The following is a 20,296-nucleotide window of genomic DNA, read 5'->3' as shown; positions in this document are numbered from 1 at the left end:
TGGCGGGCGTTCTCCCCTGGCCTTCGGTCTCAATCCCCGATCGGCTCCAACAGCAAAACCCCGTTGTCGACATGCGCCACCCGCAACCGGGTTCCGCTTTCCGCGTCCGGCCCGCGTACCGGCCATTCCCCGTCCGCCAATCGCGCCCGGCCTTCGCCGCCGATGATCGGCGTCGTCACGGTGACGATCTGCCCGCGCAGCCGCAGCACCGGCTGGTTGAGCACCGGACCATCGCCGTCCACCGCGAAATCGCGATACCAGCGTCGTCCGACCAAGACGCAAACGACACTCCAGATCGCGAAATCAACCAGTTGCAGTACGACCGGCATATCCGGCAACGCCCAGACGGTGAGGGCCGTCACGCCCGCAGCGATGGCCAGGAAGATCAGGAACACCCCCGGCACCAGCAACTCAGCAATGCCCAGCACCAATCCCGCCGCCAGCCATAGCGCGGCGGGATCGATCTCGGGCATGGTCACGAGACGGGCTTGTCGAACGGCCCGGGCTTGGTCGTGACGCGCGGCGTGGTCGCGTCGGGCTTGTGCGGGGCGAGGGCTTCCTTGGCCAGTTCACCGATGCCGCCCAGCGTGCCGATCAGCTGCGTCGCCTCGACCGGGAACAGGATCGTCTTGGCATTCGGGCTGGTGGCGAACTTGCCCACTGCTTCGACATATTTCTGGGCGATGAAATAGTTGATCGCCTGGGTGCCGCCCGACTCGATGGCTTCGGACACGACGCGGGTCGCCTTGGCCTCCGCCTCGGCGGCGCGTTCGCGCGCTTCCGAGTCGCGATAGGCCGACTCGCGGCGGCCCTCCGCCTCCAGGATGCGGGCCTGTTTCTGTCCCTCGGCGCGCAGGATTTCGGAAGCGCGCGATCCCTCGGCCTCCAGAATGTTGGCGCGCTTCTCACGCTCGGCCTTCATCTGCCGGGCCATGGCGTTGACGATGTCGACCGGCGGGCGGATGTCCTTGATTTCGACGCGGGTGATCTTCACGCCCCAGGGCGTCGTGGCATGATCGACGACGTTCAGCAGCCGCGCATTGATCTCGTCGCGCTTGGACAAGGTCTCGTCCAGATCCATCGCCCCCATCACGGTGCGCAGGTTCGTCGTCACCAGGTTCAGCAGCGCGACATAGAGGTCGGACACCTCATAGGCCGCCTTGGGGGCGTCGAGCACCTGGAAGAAGACGACCCCGTCGGTGGAGACCATCGCATTGTCCTTGGTGATGATCTCCTGACCGGGGATATCGATCACCTGCTCCATCATGTTCACCCGACGGCCGACGCGATAGAAAAAGGCGGGATAGAAGTTGAAGCCGGGGGCGGCCGTGGCGGTGTAGCGGCCGAAATGCTCGATCGTGTACTGATAGCCCTGGCGGACGATCTTGATCGACATCATCAGGTACATCAGCACCAGCAGCACCGCGAGCGCGGCGACGATCAGGCCCATGGACGGCTCCTCCACTATCTGTCTGCGACGGGTTCTAGCATGGTGATGCAGCAAGGGCCTAGCGGGAACGGCTTGCTTTGGTTACATGGCCCGCCACTTGTTCCCTCCGCAGGATTTGGCAGCCCCATGGATATCCGCCTCGGCCTCACCTTCGACGACGTGCTCCTCGTGCCCCAGGAGTCCGACGTTCTGCCGAGCACCGCAGACACGCGTACGCAACTGACCCGCTCGATCGCGCTGAACATTCCCGTCCTGTCGGCGGCGATGGACACCGTGACGGAGGCCGACATGGCGATCGTCATGGCGCAGCTGGGCGGCATGGGCGTGCTCCATCGCAACCTGACCGTCGAGCAGCAGGTCGCCGCCGTGCGGCAGGTCAAGCGGTTCGAGAGCGGCATGGTCGTCAACCCGATCACCATCTCGCCGACCGCGACCCTCGCCGAGGCGCAGGCGCTGATGGCGCGTCACCGGATCAGCGGCATTCCCGTCGTCGAGTTCGACGGCCGCCTGGTCGGCATCCTGACCAACCGCGACGTGCGCTTCGCCGAAAACCCGCAGCAGCCGGTTTCCGAACTGATGACGCACGAAAATCTCGCGACGGTGAAGGTCGGCGTCGGCCAGGACGAGGCGCGTCGCCTGCTCCATGGCCGTCGCATCGAAAAGCTGCTGGTCGTCGACGAAAGCTATCGCTGTGTCGGGCTGATCACGGTCAAGGACATCGAAAAGGCCGTCACCTATCCCTCGGCGACCAAGGATGGCTCGGGCCGCCTGCGTGTCGCCGCTGCCTCGACGGTCGGCGAAAAGGGGTTCGAACGGACCCGTGCGCTGATCGAGGCCGAAGTCGACTGTGTCATCATCGACACCGCGCATGGCCACAACCGCGACGTCGCGCGTGCCGTGGAAGCGGCCAAGAAGCTGTCCGACACGGTGCAGGTGATCGCCGGCAACGTCGCCACGGCTGCCGCTACCCGTGCGCTGATCGATGCGGGTGCGGATGCGGTGAAGGTCGGCATCGGGCCGGGCTCGATCTGCACCACGCGCGTCGTCGCGGGGGTCGGCGTGCCGCAGCTCACCGCCGTGATGGACTGCGCCGAGGAAGGCTGGAAGTCGGGCGTGCCGGTGATCGCCGATGGCGGCCTGCGCACCTCGGGCGATCTTGCCAAGGCGCTGGCGGCAGGCGCTGGCGCGTGCATGGTCGGCTCGCTGCTGGCGGGCACCGAGGAGGCACCGGGCGAAACCTTCCTGTATCAGGGTCGTGCTTACAAGTCGTATCGCGGCATGGGCTCGGTCGGCGCGATGGGCCGGGGCTCGGCGGATCGTTATTTCCAGGGCGACATCAAGGACCAGATGAAGCTGGTGCCCGAGGGTATCGAGGGCCAGGTCGCCTATAAGGGCCCGGCGCGCGACGTCATCCACCAGCTGGTCGGCGGTGTGAAGGCGGCGATGGGCTATACCGGCTCGGCCACGCTGGAAGCGCTGCGCGAGCGCGCCCAGTTCGTCCAGATCACCGGCGCGGGGCTGAAGGAAAGCCACGTCCATGACGTGACGATCACGCGGGAAGCACCCAATTACCCTACCCGCTAAGCTCACGGAGCGCATCGCATGACCCCAGGCGCCCGTACCCAGGCGGCGATCGAGTTGCTGGACGAGATCGTCGCGGCGGCCGTCAGTGGCGGCGCGGCGGCGGACACGTTGATCGCGCGCTACTTCGCCACGCGTCGCTACGCCGGGTCCAAGGATCGGCGAGCGGTCCGCGAACTCGTCTATGCCGCGATTCGCCAGGCGGGGCCCGCCCCCGTCTCCGGACGGGCCGCGATGGTCGCACTGGCCGATCGCGATCCGGCGGTGGCGGAGACTTTTGACGGGGCGGGGCATGGCCCGGCGGCGATCTCCGCCGACGAACCGCGCGCGGAGGGCGGCATTGCCCCGGCCTGGCTGGTCGAGGCGCTGACCGCATCGGGGCTCGAAGCGCGTCAGCAGGCGGCACTGATCGACCGTGCACCGCTCGACGTCCGGGTCAACAGTCTGGCCAGCACGCGTGAGGCGGTGCTGGAGCAATGGCCCGAGGCGCAACCGACCGCCACTGCGCCGCTCGGCCTGCGCCTGGCCAGTGGCACGGCGGTCGAACAATCCGACCTGTACCGCGCCGGCCTGATCGAAGTGCAGGACGAGGGCAGTCAGTTGGTCGGTGCGGCACTCGCGGCCAGGCCGGGCGAGTGGCTGGTCGACCTGTGCGCCGGGGCCGGGGGCAAGACGCTCCAGATCGCGGCGGCAATGGCCAATCAGGGCACTCTGCTCGCCTGCGATATCGACCGCGCGCGTCTGCAACGGCTGCCGCCACGCGCCGAACGGGCCGGGGCGACGATCATCGAAAGCCGGTTGCTCAATCCGGGCCACGAGGTCGAGATGCTGGCCGACTGGGCGGGCAAGGCGGACGGCGTCCTGATCGATGCGCCCTGCTCGGGCACCGGGACCTGGCGACGCAATCCCGAGGCGCGCTGGCGCCTCACCCCGGAGCGGCTGACGCGGCTTCAGGCGATGCAAAATCACGTTCTGGAGATGGGGGCAGGGCTGGTGAAGCCGGGCGGTCGCCTGGTCTATATCGTATGTTCGCTGCTTGATGCCGAAGGGACCGATCAGGTCGGGGCGTTCCTGACCCGGCATTCCGGCTGGACGGTGGAGCCGGTACGACCCGCAATCGGCACGGCGCACGGCCTGGGCCACCGGCTGGACCCGGCGACCCATGGCACCGACGGCTTTTTTGTCGCCTGCCTTCGGGCGCCATGCTAGCGTCTGCCTCAGTGCCACGTTCGGAGTTCCTCATGCGTTTGTCGTCCCTGGCTGCTGCCGCCGCGTTGGCGGTGGTTTCGCTTTCCACGTCACTCAGCGGCCAGCGTCCGGACAACCAGATCGACGCCCGCTCGCTCCAGCTCTTGGAGCAGGGCCGCAACCTCAAAGCGGCGGGCAATCTGGAAGGTGCGACCGACATTCTGGAAACGGCAGTGACGGTCGACCCGCGCAATCGCGCTGCGTTCGTCCTGCTGGCCGAGGTGGCCGATGCGCGCGGCCTGCCGGGCAAGGCGATCCGGCTCTACCGCGAAGCCCTGCTGCTCGATCCCAACGACACGCGCGCCTTGCGTGGTCAGGGTGAAGCGCTGGTCCAGCGCGGTGCCGTCGCACGGGCGAAGGACAACCTCGCCAAGATCAAGACGCTGTGCAAGGCCGACTGCGCCGACGCGACGGCGCTTTCGGCGCAGATCGCCAAGGGTCCGCCCGCCAACGTGACGACCGCGCAGGTCGACAGCAAGACCCCGCCGACGCCGTAAAGGCCTGACGGAGGGAAATTCCACACGCGACGGCCTGTTGCGGTCAGTCCCCTCCACCATGCTGGGCATGATCATCCTACCCGCGAACGGGAGGGGTGATCAGCCCAAGGCGCGGGCCAGTGCGACGAATTCGTCCACCGAGAGCGTCTCGGCGCGACGCGCGGGATCAATGCCGATCGACTCCAGCGCCTCGACCGCGCCAGCGACCGGCTTCAGGCTTTGGCGCAGCATCTTGCGGCGCTGACCGAAGGCAGCGGCCGTCAGGCGTTCCAGCGTGCGGAAGCTGACGCCCTCGGGCGCAGGCTTCGGCGTGATATGAACGACCGCCGACATGACCTTGGGCGGGGGCGTAAAGGCCGAGCGGTGCACCGGCATCGCGATCCGCGAATCGCTGCGCCACTGGGTCAGGACGGCCAGACGACCATAAGCCGACTGGTCGGCCGCCGCGACGATGCGCTCCGCGACCTCCTTCTGGAACATCAGCGTGCAGGACTGCCACCAGGGCAGCCACGCCCCCGAGAGCCAGCCCACCAGCAATGGCGTGCCCACATTATAGGGCAGATTGGAGACGATATGCGGCTTGCTCTCGAACAGCTCGGGCGCATTGATGCGCAGGGCATCGCCCTCGATGACCTTCAGGCGATCGGGAAATGCTTCGGCCAGTTCGGCGAGCGCGGGAATGCAGCGCCGATCGCGCTCGATCGCGGTGACCTTCGCGCCCGCCATCAGGAGCGCGCGGGTCAGGCCGCCGGGACCGGGGCCGATCTCCAGCACGTCCTGGTCGGTCAGGTCGCCGGGAATGGCGGCGATCCGTGCCAGAAGCTGCCCATCGAACAGGAAATTCTGGCCGAGCGACTTGGCGGCGGACAGACCGTGGCGAGCGATGACCTCGCGCAGCGGGGGCAGGGGTGTGACGGGGTCCATGCTCAGGCGGCGGCCGCGGCACGTCGACGCGCCGCTTCTCCGGCCATCGCGATGGCCGCGATCATCGCGCCGGGATGTGCGCGATCCTGACCGGCGATACCGAAGGCTGTGCCGTGATCGGGCGATGTCCGGACGATCGGCAGGCCCAGCGTGATATTGACCCCCTCGTCGAAATGCAGCGTCTTGATCGGCACCAGCGCCTGGTCGTGATAGCAACAAAGCGCGGCGTCATAGGCGGCACGTGCGCGCGGATGGAACAGCGTGTCGGCCGCGAACGGGCCGGTCGCATCGATACCTTCGGCGCGAAGCTGCGCGATGGCGGGTTCGATCAGTTCGATTTCTTCCCGCCCGATCGCGCCACTTTCGCCCGCATGGGGGTTCAGCCCCGCGAAAGCGAGGCGCGGTGCCGTGATGCCGAAATTCTTGCACAGCCCACGCGCCGTTGCCCGCCCCTTGGCGACGATCAACTCGATCGACAGCAGGTCGGACACCGCCGCCAGCGGGACATGGGTGGTGATCGGCACGACACGCAGGGTCGGTCCCGCCAGCATCATGACGGCATTGGCCCCCGCCACGCCGCAGCGTTCGGCGACGAATTCGGTCTGGCCGGGATGAATGAAGCCGATGTCGTAGAGCTGCGCCTTGCTGACCGGGCCCGTGACCAATGCACCGGCCGCGTCCGAGCGAACGAGGCCAACCGCGAGTTCGAGCGCGTGGAGCGCGCAGCGTGCCCCCTCGACATCGGGCCGGCCGGGGCGGATTTCGCCACCGTCATCGACCGACAGGATCGGCAGCGCCTCGTCGAAGGCTGCGACGGCGCTGGCCATGTCCGACACCCGGATGACCGGGCCCGTCCACACGCGCTCGATCGCCCGGGCGTCCCCGACCGCCACGAAAGGGGGCAGCCCCGCTTCGTGGCGCGCGGCCCAGGCCTTGGCGATGATCTCGGGACCGATCCCGGCCGGATCACCCATCGAGATCGCCAGCGGCCGGATCATCGCTTTGCTCCCATCAACGATATTCGATCACCGCATCGCGGCGAAGGTCACGCATTTTCTGGTTCGCGCGCAGGTTGACGCGCTGCTGCTCGACCTGGTTCTGAATCTGGTCGTTGGTCGGCAGATTGCCCGAGCGCGGCTCCTCGCGGTCGCACAGGACCAGTGAGCGCACGCCCTGTTCGGGAGAGCCGAAAGGCGGCGTCGCCTGGCCGATCTGGAGCTTCAGCAGGATTTCCTGGAGCGGTGCCGGCAGCTGGCGGATCGTCACCTGATCATTGTCGACCACTTCGGCCTTCAATGCGGTTGCCACGCGCTGCACGTCTCCGCAGCCGCGGATCGCCTGGGTCTGCTTGGCGAATTCGGCGGCACGCGCGCTGGCCTGCGCCTGGGTGGTGCCGGCCGGGAACTTGACGGTCAGCTGCTTGAGGGACAGGCGGGAATCGCGCGGATCGGCGGTCAGCACCTGGCGCTTGTCGGTCAGATAGAGGATCGAGAAGCCGCCCGGAATCTGGATCGGCCCGGCCACCTGGCCGACCTGCATCTGCTGAACCGCCGCCTGCAATTCGGGCGGCAACTGGGCCGAGCGGACCCAGCCCAGGTCGCCGTTTACCGCGCGAGTCGAGGCTTCGGAGAAGCTGCGCGCGAAATATTCGAACGGCTGCTGGCCCTTCTGGATTTCGGCGATGATCTGACGCGCATTGGCAAAGACCTGCTGCTGCGTCGCCTCGTTGGCCGACAGGAAGATTTCCTTGAGGTTGTATTCCTCGGTGCCCTTGGCCGCCTCCAGGCGGGCACGGATGGCCGACACCTCTTCGTCGCCGACATTGACGTAAGGCTCGACCCGCTTGCGCAGATAGCGGCTCCAGGCCAGCTCGCCCTCGATCTGGCGGCGCATCGACTTGTCCGACGACCCGACCTGACGCAGGAAGGTGTTCATCTCGGCAGGCGACTTGCCGAACTGCTTGGAGAAGCGGGCATAGGCCTGGTTGATCTCGTCGGGGGTGACGGCGATCTCGGCGGTTTTGGCCTCCTGGATCTGCAACGTCTCGTCGATCAACTGACGCAGGATCTGCATGCGCAGCCGGTCGCGATCCTCGGGCGACAGGTTCGTCGCGTTGTTCAGCGCCATGGCCAGCGCCATGCGCTGGTCGATATCGGTCTGGGTCAGCACCGTTTCGTTGACGATGGCGGTCGGCTTGCGGACATTGGGGTCCAGCTTGCCGAACAGCTGCATGTTGCTCGGAATGTTGAGGCCACCCGTGTCGGGCACGCTCTGGTCCGGGACGGTCTGCGCCAGCGCGCCCGTCGCCACCGCGACCAGCATCAACGTTGCGCCAGCGCGGAAGCGGCGGCCCTTGGTACGAATGTCGTGCTTCACCGTGTCTGTGATCCTTATCGCGCCTGAACGGGACGCGTAATCTTCGCAATATGGGTCGACCATGCTGAATACCGGCTTAGCGACCGAGATTGGTGAACGCCAGCGTCAACAGGAAGCTGTTGCCCGCGCGGGCGTCGCCCGTCTGCACATAGTCGCGCCGCCAGGTGAAGCCCAGCCGCAGGCAGTCGTCCTCATATTGCACGCCAAGCCGATGGCGAATCGGATCGAAACCGTTGGACAGCGACAGCGCATCCTCCGACCGGTCGGTCAGATCGATGACCGTCGATCCGAAGGCCGACCAGAAGCGGGCGAACTGCACCCGGCCCGCCAGACGGACCTCCTCGCGATCCTGCAGATCCTCGATCGAGGTAAAGATGTTCCGCTTCAGGCGAAGGTAACCGATCTGCGCATAGGTGGTGCGCGACCCGACCGTCGCGTCGATCTCGTTCCGGCGGACCGCGAAGCTGTCCTTGTCCAGGCGGAAACGGTGGGTCAGCGACACGAAGTCGCGGAACCGCACCTCCGTCCGGCCGACGATATCGGACCAGCGATCGGACAGGCCGGTGCCGGGATACAGGATGGTCGTGCGGTCGTTCAGGCGAAAGCTCTGTCCGACCAGGGTGTCGAAGGTGAAGCCCGGCAGGGTCAGCGCCCATTGCGCGCCGTACGTGATGCGCGTCGAATCCTCGAACCGGTCGTAACCGGGGAAGCGGTTCAGTGCGAAGAGGTTGGAGTCTTCCAGGTCGACCGAGCGGGCGTCCTCGTTGGGGATGTCGATATTCTTGATCTTGGGACTGGCGACGATCTGGACGCGCGGGGTGAAGCGCTGGCTGCCGCCCCATAGCTCGCCGACGAACGGCCATTTGACGTCGACCGCCAGTGCCCCGATCCCGCGCCCCTGGAACCCGGCAAGCCCCTGATAGACGAGCGGCGTGCTGACGATGTTGTTGGAATTATAGGCATCGGCACGGCCATAGGCGGTGAAGGTCACCTCCTGGCCCCAGTTCGTCAGGCGGCGCAGGTCCCAGCGCATGCTGGCAAAGGCGCGTTGCGTATCCTGTCCGGCCGTGCGGCTGATCGCGAGCGTATTGAGCTGCAACTCGAACTTGCCGCCTAGCCAGGGGTCGTTGAACCGACGGCGATAGTCGAGTTCAGGCAGCGCGATCGGCTGCTGGCCCTGGGGGTCGTTCACGCGCAGCGTTTCGACATACCAGCCGGTCAGCGCGAAGTAGCTGTCGGCGTCGATATGCTCCAGGCTGGCCGTGGTGCGCAGCCGGTCGTCGCGCGAAATGTCGTAGCGGCGCAGGAAGGTGCGGTCGGTGGTGATCCGCATCGAGCCAGACAGGCTCCATTCCGGCGAGAACTGATAGCGGCCCACGGCATCCAGATAGCCTCGAAAGGCCTGGCTGGTATCGGTCGGGTTCAGCGTGTTCAGGTCGTCGCTGCGACGGCTGACCGTGCCATAGCCGGTGACGCGAAACGCCCCCTTGGTGGTCAGCGCCTCATATTGCGCCTCCATCATCGGCAGGACCGCGGTGAAGATGTGCGGCGTGACGGTCAGGCCCTTGTTCGGGGCAAGCCGCCAGTAATAGGGCGCGGCGATCTCCACCCCGTTCACACGGTCCAGGCGGATATCGGGGGTCAGAAAACCGCTGTCGCCGCCCGAGCCCACCGGCGCGGACAGGCGCGGCAGCGGAATGGTGGGCAGGCCGAACAGGTTCAGCTTAGCGCCGTTAAAGTACACGCGCTCGCGGTCCGGGCGATAGGTGACGCGGACGGCGGTAATCTTCCAGGACGGCTCCTTGGGGCAGCCCTCCGACGTCTCGACCGCGCAAGGGGTATAGGCGGCGCGCTCCAGATTGACCGTGCCGTCCGGCTGGCGCGTACCGCGCACGGCGGCCAAGCGGCCGCCCTGTTCCAGCACGACGAGCATGTTGTCGACCACGCCGTCCTTCAGCGAATCGGTCAGCTCGATCTGATCGCCGTAAGCGATGTCGCCCTGGGGATTGGTGACGGCGATATTGCCGGTCGCCAGCACCTTGCCCGTCTTGCGGCTCCAGGTGACCTTGTCGGCGCGCAACCGTTCGCCCTGTCGCAGCATCCGCACCTCGCCGGTCGCGGTCACGACATCGGCGTTGATGTCATATTCCAGCTGATCGGCGCTGAAGCGCACTTGGTCGGGATTTTCCGGCGCGGGGCCCTCGCTGGGGGGCGGCGCGACGGGGCGATCCTGGAGATCCTGTGCGGTGGCAGGCATCGCCATCAGGAGGGCGAAGGGCAGGGCGCTGCCGGTCAGAAGCGTCATTCTTCGCACGATGATATCCGGTCCGTCCTTGCCGACACGATGAAAGCCTCCCCCCGCCAGGGCGACGCCGTGAAGCGCCCGCCTATCGCATCACCGGCGGCTTGCTGCAATCGCGCGCTTGCCACCACGGTCCAAGAGCCTAGATGATAGCAACTGTTACCAGTTCAGCAGAGGGTTTCCATGCAGATCGCCTTTACCTCCACCGTCGATGCCGGTGACGTGCTCGTCCTTCCCTTCACGAAGGATGCGGTCGATACTGGCCGGATCGAAGGAGAGGGTGCGGCCGCGCTCGCCAAGGCGGCGGTCGACGCCGCACGCTTCAAGGGGGAGGCGGGCTCGGTCGTCGAGCTGTTCACCACGGTCAGTGGCGCGGCACGGCGCGTGCTGCTGCTCGGCGTCGGCGAAGGCAAGGAGGCCGATTGGCGCAAGGCGGGGGGCGCACTGACCGCAAAGCTGCTGACCACGGCTTCGTCGGCATCGGTCGACCTGAGCGGCCTTTCGACCCAGCCCGCCGCCGGGGCAGTGGCCAGCTTTGCTGGTGCAGCGGTCCAGCGTGGCTGGCGCTATGACGTGTACCGCACCAAGCTGCCCGAGACGTCCAAGCCGACCCTGACCCGGATCGCCATCGTCAACGCCGGTGCGGACGCGGAAGCGGCTTTTGCACGTGTCCATGCGGTCAATGGCGGGCTCGAGCTGACTCGCACGCTCGTCTCGGAGCCGCCGAACAAGCTGTACCCGGAAACATTCGTCGAGCGTGTACTCAACGACGTCGAGGGTCTCGGCCTGGAAGTGACCGTGCTGGACGAGGCGCAGATGCGCGACCTGGGCATGGGGGCGCTGCTGGGCGTCAGCCAGGGCTCGGTGCGCGAGGGTCGCCTTCTCGTCCTGAAGTGGAACGGTGGCGCGGCGGATGCCGAGACGGTGGCGCTGGTCGGCAAGGGCGTGACCTTCGACACCGGCGGCATCTCGATCAAGCCCGCTGCCGGCATGGAAGACATGAAGTGGGACATGGGCGGCGCCGGTGCGGTCGCGGGCGCGATGAAGGCGATCGCGGCGCGCAAGGCCAAGGCCAATGTCGTCGGCGTCATGGGCCTGGTCGAGAACATGCCCGACGGCAATGCGCAGCGCCCCGGTGACGTCGTCACTTCGATGTCGGGTCAGACGATCGAGGTCATCAACACCGACGCCGAAGGCCGCCTGGTCCTGTGCGACGCGCTGACCTGGGTCCAGAAGACTCATTCGCCCTCGACCATCGTCGACCTTGCCACCCTGACCGGTGCTATGATCATCAGCATGGGGCATGAGTATGGCGGTTTGTTCGCCAATGACGATTCGCTTGCCGATGCGTTGCTGGCGGCGAGCAAGGCGACCGACGAGAAGCTCTGGCGCTTCCCGCTGTCGGATGCCTATGACAAGCTGATCGACAGCCAGATCGCCGACATGAAGAATGTCGGCCCGCGGGGTGCCGGTTCGATCACCGCGGCGCAGTTCCTGAAGCGCTACATCAACGAGGGCGTTGCCTGGGCGCATCTCGACATTGCGGGCATGGTCTGGTCGGACAAGCCGGGCGTCAACCATGACAAGGGCGCGACCGGATATGGCGTGCGTCTGCTCGACCAGTTCGTCGCGGACCGGTTCGAGGCGTAAAGGCAGGGAAGGGCGGCGCGATGCAGGTCGATTTCTATCATCTGACGCTCGCGCCGCTCGACCGGCTGCTGCCCGTCATCGCCGATCGGGTGGTGACGGGAGGCGGGCGCCTGCTGATCGTCAGCGGGGATGCCGAACAGCGCGCGGCGCTCGATCGTCAGTTGTGGATGATCCCGGCGGATGGCTTCCTGCCCCATGCCCAGGCGGGGGAAGGCGACGACACGGTCCAGCCGGTGCTGATCGCGGGCGAGGTCCAGCCGACCAATGGTGCGCGTCATGTCGCGCTTGCCGACGGCATATGGCGCGACGAAGCGCTAAGCTTCGACCGGGCGTTTCATTTCTTCGACGGCGACCGTATCGGGGAAGCCCGGACGGCCTGGCGTGCCTTGGCGGACCGTGAGGGTATCGAGCGCCGTTACTGGAAGCAGAACGATCAGGGCCGCTGGGAACAGGCAGCCTAATCATCCCAGCGCCGGAGATGATCGTGCGATCACCATAAGGCGTTGCATTGCCCTGCCGCCCCGACTAGGGCGACGCCACTTCCAGCCAACACCTTTATTCAGGAGCTGCGTGACCATCATGGCCGCGAACCGTACCTTTTCGATCATCAAGCCCGACGCGACCCGCCGCAACCTGACCGGTGCCGTCACCAAGATGCTGGAGGAAGCCGGCCTGCGCGTCGTCGCCTCGAAGCGTATCCAGATGACCCGCGAACAGGCCGAGGGCTTCTATGCGGTCCACAAGGAGCGTCCCTTCTTCAACGATCTGGTCGAGTTCATGATCTCGGGTCCGGTCGTCGTGCAGGTGCTCGAGGGCGAGAACGCCATGCAGCGCAACCGTGACATCATGGGCGCGACCAACCCGGCGAACGCCGAACCGGGCACCATCCGCAAGGAGCTGGCCGAGTCGATCGAAGCCAACAGCGTCCACGGTTCGGACTCGGACGAGAATGCCGAGATCGAGATCGCGTACTTCTTCAAGCCGGAAGAAATCGTCGGCTGATGGAATGGCGGCTGCGACAGGCGGGACCGGGTGATGCGCCCGCGCTGTCGCTCGTCGCAGCCGCCACCTTCCTCGAGACGTTTGCCGGGATCATCTCGGGTCCCGACATGGTGCACCATTGCACCACGAATAGCTCACCCGCCAAGTTCGATGGCTGGATCGCGGATATGTCCTGCGTCGCCACCCTGGCCGAGCATCCCGATGGCGCTGCACCCATCGGCTATACCCTGCTGGTCCCACCGGACCTCCCCGTCGAGACCGATGCGCGCGATATCGAGTTGCGCCGGATCTATGCCCTGTCGCTGACGCGTGGCACGGGCCTTGGTCGCCAGCTGATGGCACGGGCCATCGATGACGCACGCGCGATGGGCAAACGCCGGATGCTGCTCGGAGTGCTGGGCATCAACATCCACGCCCGCGCCTTTTACGAACGCCAGGGCTTCACGCTGGCGGGAACGCGACGGTTCCGGGTCGGCGGTGCAATCTACAACGACGTGATCTACGCCCGAACGCTTTAGGCGCTCCCGGCGGAGGTTGGGGGCAGGGTTGTGATGGTCCGGTGCGCCGGACTAGCCCCGCTTGCGCGCCCAGGCGGCGTCGAGCTTGGCTTTGGTTCCGACGCGGTCCGTCAGTCGCAGCCCTTCCAGCCGCAATGTCCGGCCACGCAGCAGACGGCCGTGGGTGCTCCAGATCACGTCGTACAACCCGGTTACCGTCCGCGCCGTATCGCCGTCCCAATAGCGGGTGGTGATCAACACCGGCAGGCGCCCTTCCTTGGTATCCGCCTGGCCGTCGGTCAGCGCCAGCATCGGACCGGCGATGGGCTCCGCCTCGATCACCGGATCGCCGACCGGCGTCTGGCGCGCGATACCAGACTTGGCGGGAAAGTCGATCGTGACATCCTGCAGGTCATGGTTCGGGTCGCGCAGCGCCAGCCGACGTCCGTCGCTCTCGACCGTGGCGGCCAAGTCCAGACGGGCGCGCTCGTTGCGTTGCGCACTGGCGGCGGATGCCCGGTCGGCGGCATCACTGCGCCGCTGCGACCAGTTCAGATACAGGGTCAGGGCGGCAACGAGCAGCCCGGCCACCGCCACGAATTCGGCCAGCGTCAGCAGGCGCCGCCGGGATTTGGCCCGATCGGCCGGATCGTCGCCAGCCGGTCCACTCATCGGCCGCCCGCCTCCAGCAACTCGGTCGGTGCGGTCAATTCCCAACTGCGCGCAATACGATCCTCGACAAGGGGCCAGTCGCTCTCGGCCGTCAGCGTGAAATCACGCCAGTGCGGCTCGGTGCCTTCATCCGCGATACAAAGATGCACGCTCGATGCGCCTTCGGTCACGCGGACAAAGGGTTCGCCTTCGACCAGGAAGCGGGTTTCGCCGTCATGCTGATCCTCGGCCACGCCCGGCAGCAGCATGGCGATGTCGCGTATGCGGGTCAGGAAATCGGTCATCGGCGCACGAACTCCGTGAGTATTTGCGGGTAAAGTCGGTGCTCTTCAACGAGCACGCGAGCCGCAAGTGCCGCCGCATCGTCGCCGGACAGGATCGGAACTTCGGCCTGGCCCAGGACTTCGCCGTCATCCAGTTCCTCGGTCACGACATGGACCGAACAGCCAGCCGTCGCATCGCCCGCCGCAATGGCCCGCTCATGGGTGTCGAGGCCTTTGTAGAGCGGCAGCAGCGAGGGGTGGATGTTCAGGATACGCCCCTGCCACCGCGCGACGAAATCGCCCGACAACAGACGCATGTAGCCCGCCAGAGCCACGACCTCGACGCCCGCGTCACGCAGCGCCTGGTCGATCGCGGCCTCATAGGCGGGTTTGCCGATGCCCTTGGGCGACAGGGCGAAGGTTGCGATGCCCTGCTCCCGCGCCCAGGCCAGCCCGGCCGCCTCGGGCTTGTCGGAGGCGACCAGCGCCACGCGATAGGCCGCGTCCGACTGCTTAGAGGCGGCGACCAGCGACTGCATGTTCGACCCCCGGCCGGAGATGAGGATTCCGACCTTGACCGGCTGGTCAGCCGACATGGGTCGCGGTCCAGTCCGCCTTTGCGCTCCAGGTGCCCGCCGAGCCCCTGACGGTGCAGCCGCGCTCGCCTGCCTGGACCGTGCCGACGGTCACGACCGTCTCGCCTGCCGCGCGCAGTGTGTCGGCCAGCGCTTCGGCCTGGTCGGCCGCGACGATCACCGCCATGCCGATGCCGCAGTTGAAGGTGCGCGCCATTTCCTCGGGCTCGATGCCACCCTGCGCCTGGAGGAAGGCCATCAGGCGGGGCTGTTCCCAGCCATCCGCATCGACCACCGCATGAGCGCCCTTGGGCAGCACGCGCGGGATGTTTTCCAGGAGGCCGCCGCCGGTGATATGGGCCAGGCCCTTGATCGCCCCCGCCTTGATCGAGGGGAGCAGCGAGCGGACGTAGATCCGAGTCGGGGCCATCAGCGCCTCGATCAGCAACTGATCCTGATCGAACAATGCCGGCCGATCCAGCTTCCAGCCCTTGTCCGCCGCCAGGCGGCGAACGAGCGAGAAGCCGTTGGAATGGACGCCCGAGGAAGCGAGCCCCAGGATCACGTCACCCTCGCCGATCGCGGCGCCGGTCAGCACCTGATCGCGCTCGACCGCGCCGACGCAGAAGCCCGCCAGGTCGTAATCGCCCGGCGCGTACATGCCCGGCATCTCGGCGGTTTCGCCGCCGATCAAGGCGCAACCCGCGATGCGGCAACCTTCGGCGATCGAGGCGATCACGCGCTCTGGGACATCGCCCTCCAGCTTTGCGGTCGCATAATAATCCAGGAAGAACAGCGGCTCGGCGCCCTGCACGATCAGGTCGTTGGCGCACATGGCCACCAGGTCGATGCCGACGCCGTCATGGCGGTCATGCTCGATCGCGAGCTTCAGCTTGGTGCCGACGCCGTCATTGGCGGCGACGAGCAGCGGGTCGGTGAAACCGGCGGCCTTGAGGTCGAAGAAGCCACCAAAGCCGCCCAGGTCGGCATCGGCTCCGGGTCGCCGCGTCGCCTTGGCGAGCGGGCCGATCGCGCGGACCAGCGCGTTGCCCGCGGCGATCGAAACGCCAGCATCGGCATAGGTGTAGGATGCGCCCGTTTCGGCGGACGACGGGGTGGAAGACGGCGTGCTGTTGTCGGTCATGTTTGCCGGTTAGCGACATCGCGCTTGGATTTCCACGTCTGGTTCGCCAAAAGGCCGCGATGCGTTTGCGTTCCCCCTCCATGATGTTCGGCCTGGCCGCCCTAATCGGCCTGGGAGCCGGAGGCGGCACGGTGCTCGCCCAGATCGAGGGACAGCCGCGAGGGCTCGCACCGATCGACAATGGCGGCTCCTACGAAGTGACGGGTGTCGCGGTCGATGTTTCCGGCAAGACGGCGGAGGCCGCCCGGCTGGGCGGGTGGCGAATCGCGCAGCGCAAGGCGTGGGCGATGCTGGCCCAGCGCCTGGGTCGCAGCGGCACCGGCGCATCCGATGGCCTGCTCGACTCGCTGGTCAGTGGTATCGTGATCGAAAACGAACAGATCGGCCCGACCCGCTATGTCGCCAAGCTCGGCGTCCTGTTCGACCGGGTGCGCGCGGCATCGGTGCTGGGGGTGTCGGCCTATGCCGATCGATCCCCGCCGATGCTCGTCATGCCGCTCCAGATATCGGGCGGCGCATCGCAGATGTTCGAGGCACGGACTCCCTGGCAGCAGGCCTGGGCCCGGTTCCGCGCAGGCAACAGCAGCATCGACTATATCCGCCCCTCGGGCACCGGCACCGATCCGCTGCTGTTGAACGCAGGCCAGATCAACCGCCGCTCGCGCGGCTGGTGGCGGACCATACTGGACCAGTATGGCGCGTCCGATGTCCTGATCCCCGTCGTCCGCCTCTATCGCCAGTGGCCCGGCGGCCCGGTGATCGGCGTGTTCGAGGCGCGGCATGGGCCCGACAACGATCTGCTCGGTACGATCACCCTGCGGGTCGGCAGCACCGATGGGCTGAACCAGCTGCTCGATACCGGCGTTGCCCGTCTGGACGGCCTGTACCAGCGTGCGCTGGCGAGCGGCTCGCTCCATCCCGACGCCTCGCTCAACCCGCCGCCAAAGCCCGCGGCAGTGATCGACGATACCAGTCCGGGCGAGGAACCGATCGCCGGGTTGGATGCGGCCATTGCCAATTCGGGGGCGGGGATCGCCGTCAGCCTGCAATATGACGCGCCGAGCGCCAGCGCGGTCGCCAATGCCGAGAGCCTGATCCGCTCGATCCCCGGCGTGGTCCGTGCGGGTACGACCAGCTTGGCGCTGGGTGGCGTGTCGATCATGGCGGTGACCTTCGACGGTGACCCCGACCAGCTTCGCCGCGCGCTCGAGCAGCGCGGTTTCCAGGTGTCCGGTTCGGGCACGACCTTGCGCATCCGGCGCGCACCCCAGGTGCAGACGCCCGCGCTTCCAGCGGATAGTGTGATTACCGGATGAACCAGATGGCGCTGCCGCTGCAATGGCCGGCCGACCCCCGTTCCGATGCATTCCTGATGACCGAGTCGAACCGGTTGGCGGCGCGGATGCTCGAACAATGGGAAGCATGGCCGACCATGGCCGCGATCCTGACCGGGCCGCGCAAGTCGGGCCGCTCGCTGTTGGCGCGTATCTTCGCCGCCCGCACCGGCGGCACGATCATCGACGACGCCGAGCGGGTGGCCGAGGTACAGATATTCCACGCATGGAACCGCGCCCAGGCCGATCGCCTGCCATTGTTGATCGTCGCCGACGCCGCTCCGCCGCGCTGGCAGGTCAAGCTGCCCGACCTCCGCTCGCGACTCGCGAACAGCAGCCTGGCCGAGATCGGTGCGCCGGACGACGAGCTGGTCGCCGGACTGTTTGAGCATCTGTTCGAGCGGCGCGGCGTCGATGCGCGACCCGACCTGATCGAGTGGCTGACGCTTCGTACCGAGCGTAGTCACCTTTCTGTCATCCGCGCAGTGGATATGCTCGACCAGGGAGCGATGGAACGGCGCGCGCGCTTGTCCATTCCCCTTGCACGATCCATTCTGACCGCGGCAGGCCTGATCGCCGAACCGTAAGCCCAAGCGAGACCTGATGACCCGTCCTGCCCACATCGCGCAAATGTCCGAACCGGACGACGATCATTTCTCGACCGAGCCGAACGGGCGCTATTTCAATCGCGAGTTATCCTGGCTGGCCTTCAACCGCCGCGTTCTGGAGGAGGCGTGCAACGCCGCCCATCCGCTCCTCGAGCGGTTGCGCTTCCTGTCCATCTCGGGCTCGAACCTGGACGAATTCTTCATGGTCCGCGTCGCAGGCCTGAAGGGACAGCAGGCGCAGGACGTGGAGCAGCGTTCGGTCGACGGGCTGACGCCGGGCCAGCAGCTGAGCGGGATCGTCGCCGAGGCGGACCGACTGATGGCCAGCCAGCAGGAAGTCTGGGGCGACCTGCGCAACCTGCTGGACGAGGCGGGGATTTTTGTTCTTCGTCGCGATGCCATCGATCCGGACGCGAGCACCTGGCTGGAAACTCATGTCCGCGACCAGATTTTTCCGATCCTGACACCGCAGGCGCTCGATCCCGCCCATCCATTCCCGTTCATTCCGAACAAGGGTCTGTCGATGATCTTCGACCTGACCCGCGTGTCGGACAAGGCCCCGATTCGCGAACTGGTGATGCTCCCTGCCACCATGCCGCGCTTCGTCCGTCTTCCCGGCGAAGGCGCGCGCTATGTCGCGATCGAGACGATCCTGCGCCGTTTCTCGGGATTGCTCTTTCCGGGTTACGTCGTGAATGGCGCGGCGACCTTCCGCGTCCTGCGTGACAGCGATATCGAGATCGAAGAAGAAGCCGAGGATCTGGTCCGCTACTTCGCCAACGCCATCAAGCGGCGGCGGCGTGGTCGGGTGATCCGCCTCGAACTGGAAACGGGCATGCCCGACGAACTCGCCGACGTTCTGCGCGGCGAACTGGGCGGCTCGGACGCGATCATCACCGAGAGCGGCAACCTGCTCGGCATCGGCGATCTCGTCGCGATGGTCGACGAGGATCGGCCGGACCTGAAATTCCCACCTTATTCCCCGCGCTTTCCCGAGCGTATCCGAGAGTTTGCGGGCGACTGCTTTGCCGCGATCAAGGCGAAGGACATCGTCGTCCATCACCCCTATGAAACGTTCGAGGTCGTCATCGCCTTCCTCAAACAGGCGGCGGTGGACCCGGATGTGGTTGCGATCAAGCAGACGCTCTACCGCGCGGGCAAGCAATCCGCCGTCATCGCCGCGCTGATCGCGGCGGCCGAGGCGGGCAAGTCGGTGACAGCGATCGTGGAGCTCAAAGCGCGCTTCGACGAGGAACAGAACCTCTACTGGGCGTCCGCGCTGGAGCGGGCGGGCGTGCAGGTCGTCTATGGCTTCATCGACTGGAAAACGCATGCCAAGGTGTCGATGGTCGTCCGGCGCGAGGGAAGCGATTTCCGCACCTACTGCCATTTCGGCACGGGCAATTATCATCCCGTCACGGCGCGCATCTATACCGATCTCAGCTTCTTCACCGCCGATCCGTTGATCGGGCGGGATGCGGCGCAGATGTTCAACTACATCACCGGTTATGTCGAACCCGCGGCGATGAACCGGGTCAGCCTGTCGCCGCGCGACCTGCGCCACAATCTGATGGCGCTGATCGATGCCGAGATCGCCCATGCCCGTGCCGGGCGAAAGGGCAGCCTGTGGGCCAAGGTCAACTCGCTGGTCGACCCGCAAGTCATCGAAAAGCTGTACGAGGCGAGCGGCGCTGGCGTGGAGATCGACCTGATCGTGCGTGGCATCTGCTGCCTGCGTCCGGGCGTACCGGGCATGTCGGACAATATTCGCGTGAAGTCGGTCGTCGGCCGCTTCCTGGAGCATAGCCGCATCTGGGCCTTTGGCGATGGCAAGGCGCTGCCGCACGACTCGGCAAAGATCTTCATTTCCTCGGCTGACTGGATGCCGCGCAATTTCGACCGCCGCGTCGAATATATGCTGCCCATCCAGAACCCGACGGTACACGACCAGATTCTCGACCAGGTGATGGTCGCCAACTTGCTCGACAACGAACAAAGCTGGGAACTCGAGCCGGATGGCAGCTATGTCCGCGACACGCCGGGCGATCGCCCCTTCAACCTGCATCGGTATTTCATGACCAACCCTTCGCTCTCGGGGCGTGGCGCCGCGCTCGACACCAGCAAGGCCGTGCCGACCCTGTCGCTTCGGCGGCAACGTTGACGGGGGCGTATT

General features: G+C 66.5%; 20 protein-coding genes. 10 read left to right on the top strand and 10 right to left on the bottom strand.

Annotated features, from left to right (window positions below; all coding sequences use genetic code 11):
• Nucleotides 1-29: 29 nt before the first annotated feature.
• Nucleotides 30-473 carry an NfeD family protein gene (locus SOM26_RS01990; RefSeq protein WP_320451046.1) on the bottom strand — a complete coding sequence of 148 codons (444 nt, stop codon included), beginning with the start codon at nucleotides 471-473 and terminating at the stop codon, nucleotides 30-32.
• Between the two features lie 2 nt (nucleotides 474-475).
• Nucleotides 476-1,450: an SPFH domain-containing protein gene (locus SOM26_RS01985; protein ID WP_320451045.1), complete on the bottom strand. Its 975-nt coding sequence runs from the start codon at nucleotides 1,448-1,450 to the stop codon at nucleotides 476-478.
• Between the two features lie 126 nt (nucleotides 1,451-1,576).
• Here SOM26_RS01985 and guaB point away from each other — a divergent pair, with 126 nt between their 5' ends.
• From guaB to SOM26_RS01970, 3 genes are read left to right on the top strand one after another with little or no spacing between them, the layout of a single operon-like run.
• The gene (guaB, locus tag SOM26_RS01980) at nucleotides 1,577-3,034 is read left to right on the top strand and encodes an IMP dehydrogenase (protein WP_320451044.1); all 1,458 of its coding nucleotides are present in this window, start codon (nucleotides 1,577-1,579) and stop codon (nucleotides 3,032-3,034) included.
• An 18-nt stretch (nucleotides 3,035-3,052) separates the two neighbouring features.
• Nucleotides 3,053-4,240, top strand: coding sequence for an RsmB/NOP family class I SAM-dependent RNA methyltransferase (locus SOM26_RS01975; RefSeq protein ID WP_320451043.1), 1,188 nt, complete (start codon nucleotides 3,053-3,055; stop codon nucleotides 4,238-4,240).
• Between the two features lie 32 nt (nucleotides 4,241-4,272).
• Nucleotides 4,273-4,776: a tetratricopeptide repeat protein gene (locus tag SOM26_RS01970; RefSeq protein ID WP_320451042.1), complete on the top strand. Its 504-nt coding sequence runs from the start codon at nucleotides 4,273-4,275 to the stop codon at nucleotides 4,774-4,776.
• A gap of 99 nt (nucleotides 4,777-4,875) precedes the next feature.
• On the opposite strand, the gene rsmA is transcribed toward SOM26_RS01970, so the two are convergent.
• The 4 genes from rsmA to SOM26_RS01950 form a co-directional block, all read right to left on the bottom strand.
• Entirely contained in the window at nucleotides 4,876-5,700 is an 825-nt protein-coding gene (gene rsmA / locus SOM26_RS01965; protein ID WP_320451041.1) for a 16S rRNA (adenine(1518)-N(6)/adenine(1519)-N(6))-dimethyltransferase RsmA, read from the bottom strand.
• Nucleotides 5,701-5,702: 2 nt separating this feature from the next.
• Nucleotides 5,703-6,698 (bottom strand): 4-hydroxythreonine-4-phosphate dehydrogenase PdxA, encoded by a 996-nt coding sequence (gene pdxA / locus SOM26_RS01960; RefSeq protein ID WP_320451040.1) that lies wholly within the window; start codon nucleotides 6,696-6,698, stop codon nucleotides 5,703-5,705.
• Between the two features lie 13 nt (nucleotides 6,699-6,711).
• Nucleotides 6,712-8,022: a peptidylprolyl isomerase gene (locus SOM26_RS01955; protein WP_320451273.1), complete on the bottom strand. Its 1,311-nt coding sequence runs from the start codon at nucleotides 8,020-8,022 to the stop codon at nucleotides 6,712-6,714.
• A gap of 130 nt (nucleotides 8,023-8,152) precedes the next feature.
• Nucleotides 8,153-10,381 (bottom strand): LPS-assembly protein LptD, encoded by a 2,229-nt coding sequence (locus SOM26_RS01950; RefSeq protein ID WP_320451039.1) that lies wholly within the window; start codon nucleotides 10,379-10,381, stop codon nucleotides 8,153-8,155.
• 180 nt (nucleotides 10,382-10,561) lie between these two features.
• Here SOM26_RS01950 and SOM26_RS01945 point away from each other — a divergent pair, with 180 nt between their 5' ends.
• From SOM26_RS01945 to SOM26_RS01930, 4 genes are all read left to right on the top strand, one after another.
• On the top strand, nucleotides 10,562-12,028 hold the full coding sequence (locus SOM26_RS01945; protein ID WP_320451038.1) for a leucyl aminopeptidase: 1,467 nt from the start codon (nucleotides 10,562-10,564) through the stop codon (nucleotides 12,026-12,028).
• A gap of 20 nt (nucleotides 12,029-12,048) precedes the next feature.
• Nucleotides 12,049-12,489: a DNA polymerase III subunit chi gene (locus SOM26_RS01940; protein ID WP_320451037.1), complete on the top strand. Its 441-nt coding sequence runs from the start codon at nucleotides 12,049-12,051 to the stop codon at nucleotides 12,487-12,489.
• A gap of 118 nt (nucleotides 12,490-12,607) precedes the next feature.
• A complete protein-coding gene (ndk, locus tag SOM26_RS01935) occupies nucleotides 12,608-13,030 on the top strand; it encodes a nucleoside-diphosphate kinase (protein ID WP_320451272.1) in 423 nt (140 codons plus the stop codon).
• A complete protein-coding gene (locus SOM26_RS01930; RefSeq protein ID WP_320451036.1) occupies nucleotides 13,030-13,548 on the top strand; it encodes a GNAT family N-acetyltransferase in 519 nt (172 codons plus the stop codon). The genes ndk and SOM26_RS01930 overlap by 1 nt, the downstream gene beginning before the upstream one ends.
• 51 nt (nucleotides 13,549-13,599) lie before the next feature.
• Here the strand turns inward: SOM26_RS01930 and SOM26_RS01925 are convergent, their stop codons facing one another.
• The 4 genes from SOM26_RS01925 to purM are packed head-to-tail and all read right to left on the bottom strand — an operon-like array spanning nucleotide 13,600 to nucleotide 16,181.
• Entirely contained in the window at nucleotides 13,600-14,199 is a 600-nt protein-coding gene (locus tag SOM26_RS01925; protein ID WP_320451035.1) for a hypothetical protein, read from the bottom strand.
• Nucleotides 14,196-14,483 carry an MmcQ/YjbR family DNA-binding protein gene (locus SOM26_RS01920; RefSeq protein ID WP_320451034.1) on the bottom strand — a complete coding sequence of 96 codons (288 nt, stop codon included), beginning with the start codon at nucleotides 14,481-14,483 and terminating at the stop codon, nucleotides 14,196-14,198. The genes SOM26_RS01925 and SOM26_RS01920 overlap by 4 nt, the downstream gene beginning before the upstream one ends.
• Entirely contained in the window at nucleotides 14,480-15,058 is a 579-nt protein-coding gene (purN, locus tag SOM26_RS01915; protein ID WP_320451033.1) for a phosphoribosylglycinamide formyltransferase, read from the bottom strand. Before purN ends, SOM26_RS01920 begins: the two co-directional genes overlap by 4 nt.
• Nucleotides 15,048-16,181: a phosphoribosylformylglycinamidine cyclo-ligase gene (purM, locus tag SOM26_RS01910; protein ID WP_320451032.1), complete on the bottom strand. Its 1,134-nt coding sequence runs from the start codon at nucleotides 16,179-16,181 to the stop codon at nucleotides 15,048-15,050. The genes purN and purM overlap by 11 nt, the downstream gene beginning before the upstream one ends.
• Before the next feature lie 59 nt (nucleotides 16,182-16,240).
• On the opposite strand from purM, the gene SOM26_RS01905 reads away from it, so the two are divergent.
• Genes SOM26_RS01905 through SOM26_RS01895 form a run of 3 tightly spaced genes read left to right on the top strand, consistent with a single transcriptional unit; the run spans nucleotide 16,241 to nucleotide 20,284 of the window.
• Nucleotides 16,241-17,497 carry a heavy-metal-associated domain-containing protein gene (locus tag SOM26_RS01905; protein WP_320451031.1) on the top strand — a complete coding sequence of 419 codons (1,257 nt, stop codon included), beginning with the start codon at nucleotides 16,241-16,243 and terminating at the stop codon, nucleotides 17,495-17,497.
• Entirely contained in the window at nucleotides 17,494-18,102 is a 609-nt protein-coding gene (locus SOM26_RS01900) for a P-loop NTPase family protein (RefSeq protein ID WP_320451030.1), read from the top strand. The genes SOM26_RS01905 and SOM26_RS01900 overlap by 4 nt, the downstream gene beginning before the upstream one ends.
• Nucleotides 18,103-18,118: 16 nt before the next feature.
• Nucleotides 18,119-20,284 (top strand): RNA degradosome polyphosphate kinase, encoded by a 2,166-nt coding sequence (locus SOM26_RS01895; protein ID WP_320451029.1) that lies wholly within the window; start codon nucleotides 18,119-18,121, stop codon nucleotides 20,282-20,284.
• Nucleotides 20,285-20,296: the final 12 nt, after the last annotated feature.

Source organism: Sphingomonas sp. CFBP8993, from assembly GCF_034044895.1.
GTDB lineage: Bacteria > Pseudomonadota > Alphaproteobacteria > Sphingomonadales > Sphingomonadaceae > Sphingomonas.
Note: the sequence above shows the minus strand (reverse complement) of the source record. Positions and strands in the feature narration are given on the sequence as shown.

Coding starts and splice junctions, on each gene's coding strand:
- purN (WP_320451033.1), bottom strand. CDS start 15,058: ATGTCGGCTGACCAGCCGGTCAAGGTCGGAATCCTCATCTCCGGCCGG.
- SOM26_RS01930 (WP_320451036.1), top strand. CDS start 13,030: ATGGAATGGCGGCTGCGACAGGCGGGACCGGGTGATGCGCCCGCGCTG.
- ndk (WP_320451272.1), top strand. CDS start 12,608: ATGGCCGCGAACCGTACCTTTTCGATCATCAAGCCCGACGCGACCCGC.
- pdxA (WP_320451040.1), bottom strand. CDS start 6,698: ATGATCCGGCCGCTGGCGATCTCGATGGGTGATCCGGCCGGGATCGGT.
- SOM26_RS01985 (WP_320451045.1), bottom strand. CDS start 1,450: ATGGGCCTGATCGTCGCCGCGCTCGCGGTGCTGCTGGTGCTGATGTAC.
- SOM26_RS01940 (WP_320451037.1), top strand. CDS start 12,049: ATGCAGGTCGATTTCTATCATCTGACGCTCGCGCCGCTCGACCGGCTG.
- SOM26_RS01955 (WP_320451273.1), bottom strand. CDS start 8,022: ATGCTGGTCGCGGTGGCGACGGGCGCGCTGGCGCAGACCGTCCCGGAC.
- SOM26_RS01905 (WP_320451031.1), top strand. CDS start 16,241: ATGCGTTTGCGTTCCCCCTCCATGATGTTCGGCCTGGCCGCCCTAATC.
- SOM26_RS01925 (WP_320451035.1), bottom strand. CDS start 14,199: ATGAGTGGACCGGCTGGCGACGATCCGGCCGATCGGGCCAAATCCCGG.
- guaB (WP_320451044.1), top strand. CDS start 1,577: ATGGATATCCGCCTCGGCCTCACCTTCGACGACGTGCTCCTCGTGCCC.
- SOM26_RS01920 (WP_320451034.1), bottom strand. CDS start 14,483: ATGACCGATTTCCTGACCCGCATACGCGACATCGCCATGCTGCTGCCG.
- purM (WP_320451032.1), bottom strand. CDS start 16,181: ATGACCGACAACAGCACGCCGTCTTCCACCCCGTCGTCCGCCGAAACG.
- SOM26_RS01895 (WP_320451029.1), top strand. CDS start 18,119: ATGACCCGTCCTGCCCACATCGCGCAAATGTCCGAACCGGACGACGAT.
- SOM26_RS01950 (WP_320451039.1), bottom strand. CDS start 10,381: ATGACGCTTCTGACCGGCAGCGCCCTGCCCTTCGCCCTCCTGATGGCG.
- SOM26_RS01975 (WP_320451043.1), top strand. CDS start 3,053: ATGACCCCAGGCGCCCGTACCCAGGCGGCGATCGAGTTGCTGGACGAG.
- SOM26_RS01945 (WP_320451038.1), top strand. CDS start 10,562: ATGCAGATCGCCTTTACCTCCACCGTCGATGCCGGTGACGTGCTCGTC.
- SOM26_RS01970 (WP_320451042.1), top strand. CDS start 4,273: ATGCGTTTGTCGTCCCTGGCTGCTGCCGCCGCGTTGGCGGTGGTTTCG.
- rsmA (WP_320451041.1), bottom strand. CDS start 5,700: ATGGACCCCGTCACACCCCTGCCCCCGCTGCGCGAGGTCATCGCTCGC.
- SOM26_RS01900 (WP_320451030.1), top strand. CDS start 17,494: ATGAACCAGATGGCGCTGCCGCTGCAATGGCCGGCCGACCCCCGTTCC.
- SOM26_RS01990 (WP_320451046.1), bottom strand. CDS start 473: ATGCCCGAGATCGATCCCGCCGCGCTATGGCTGGCGGCGGGATTGGTG.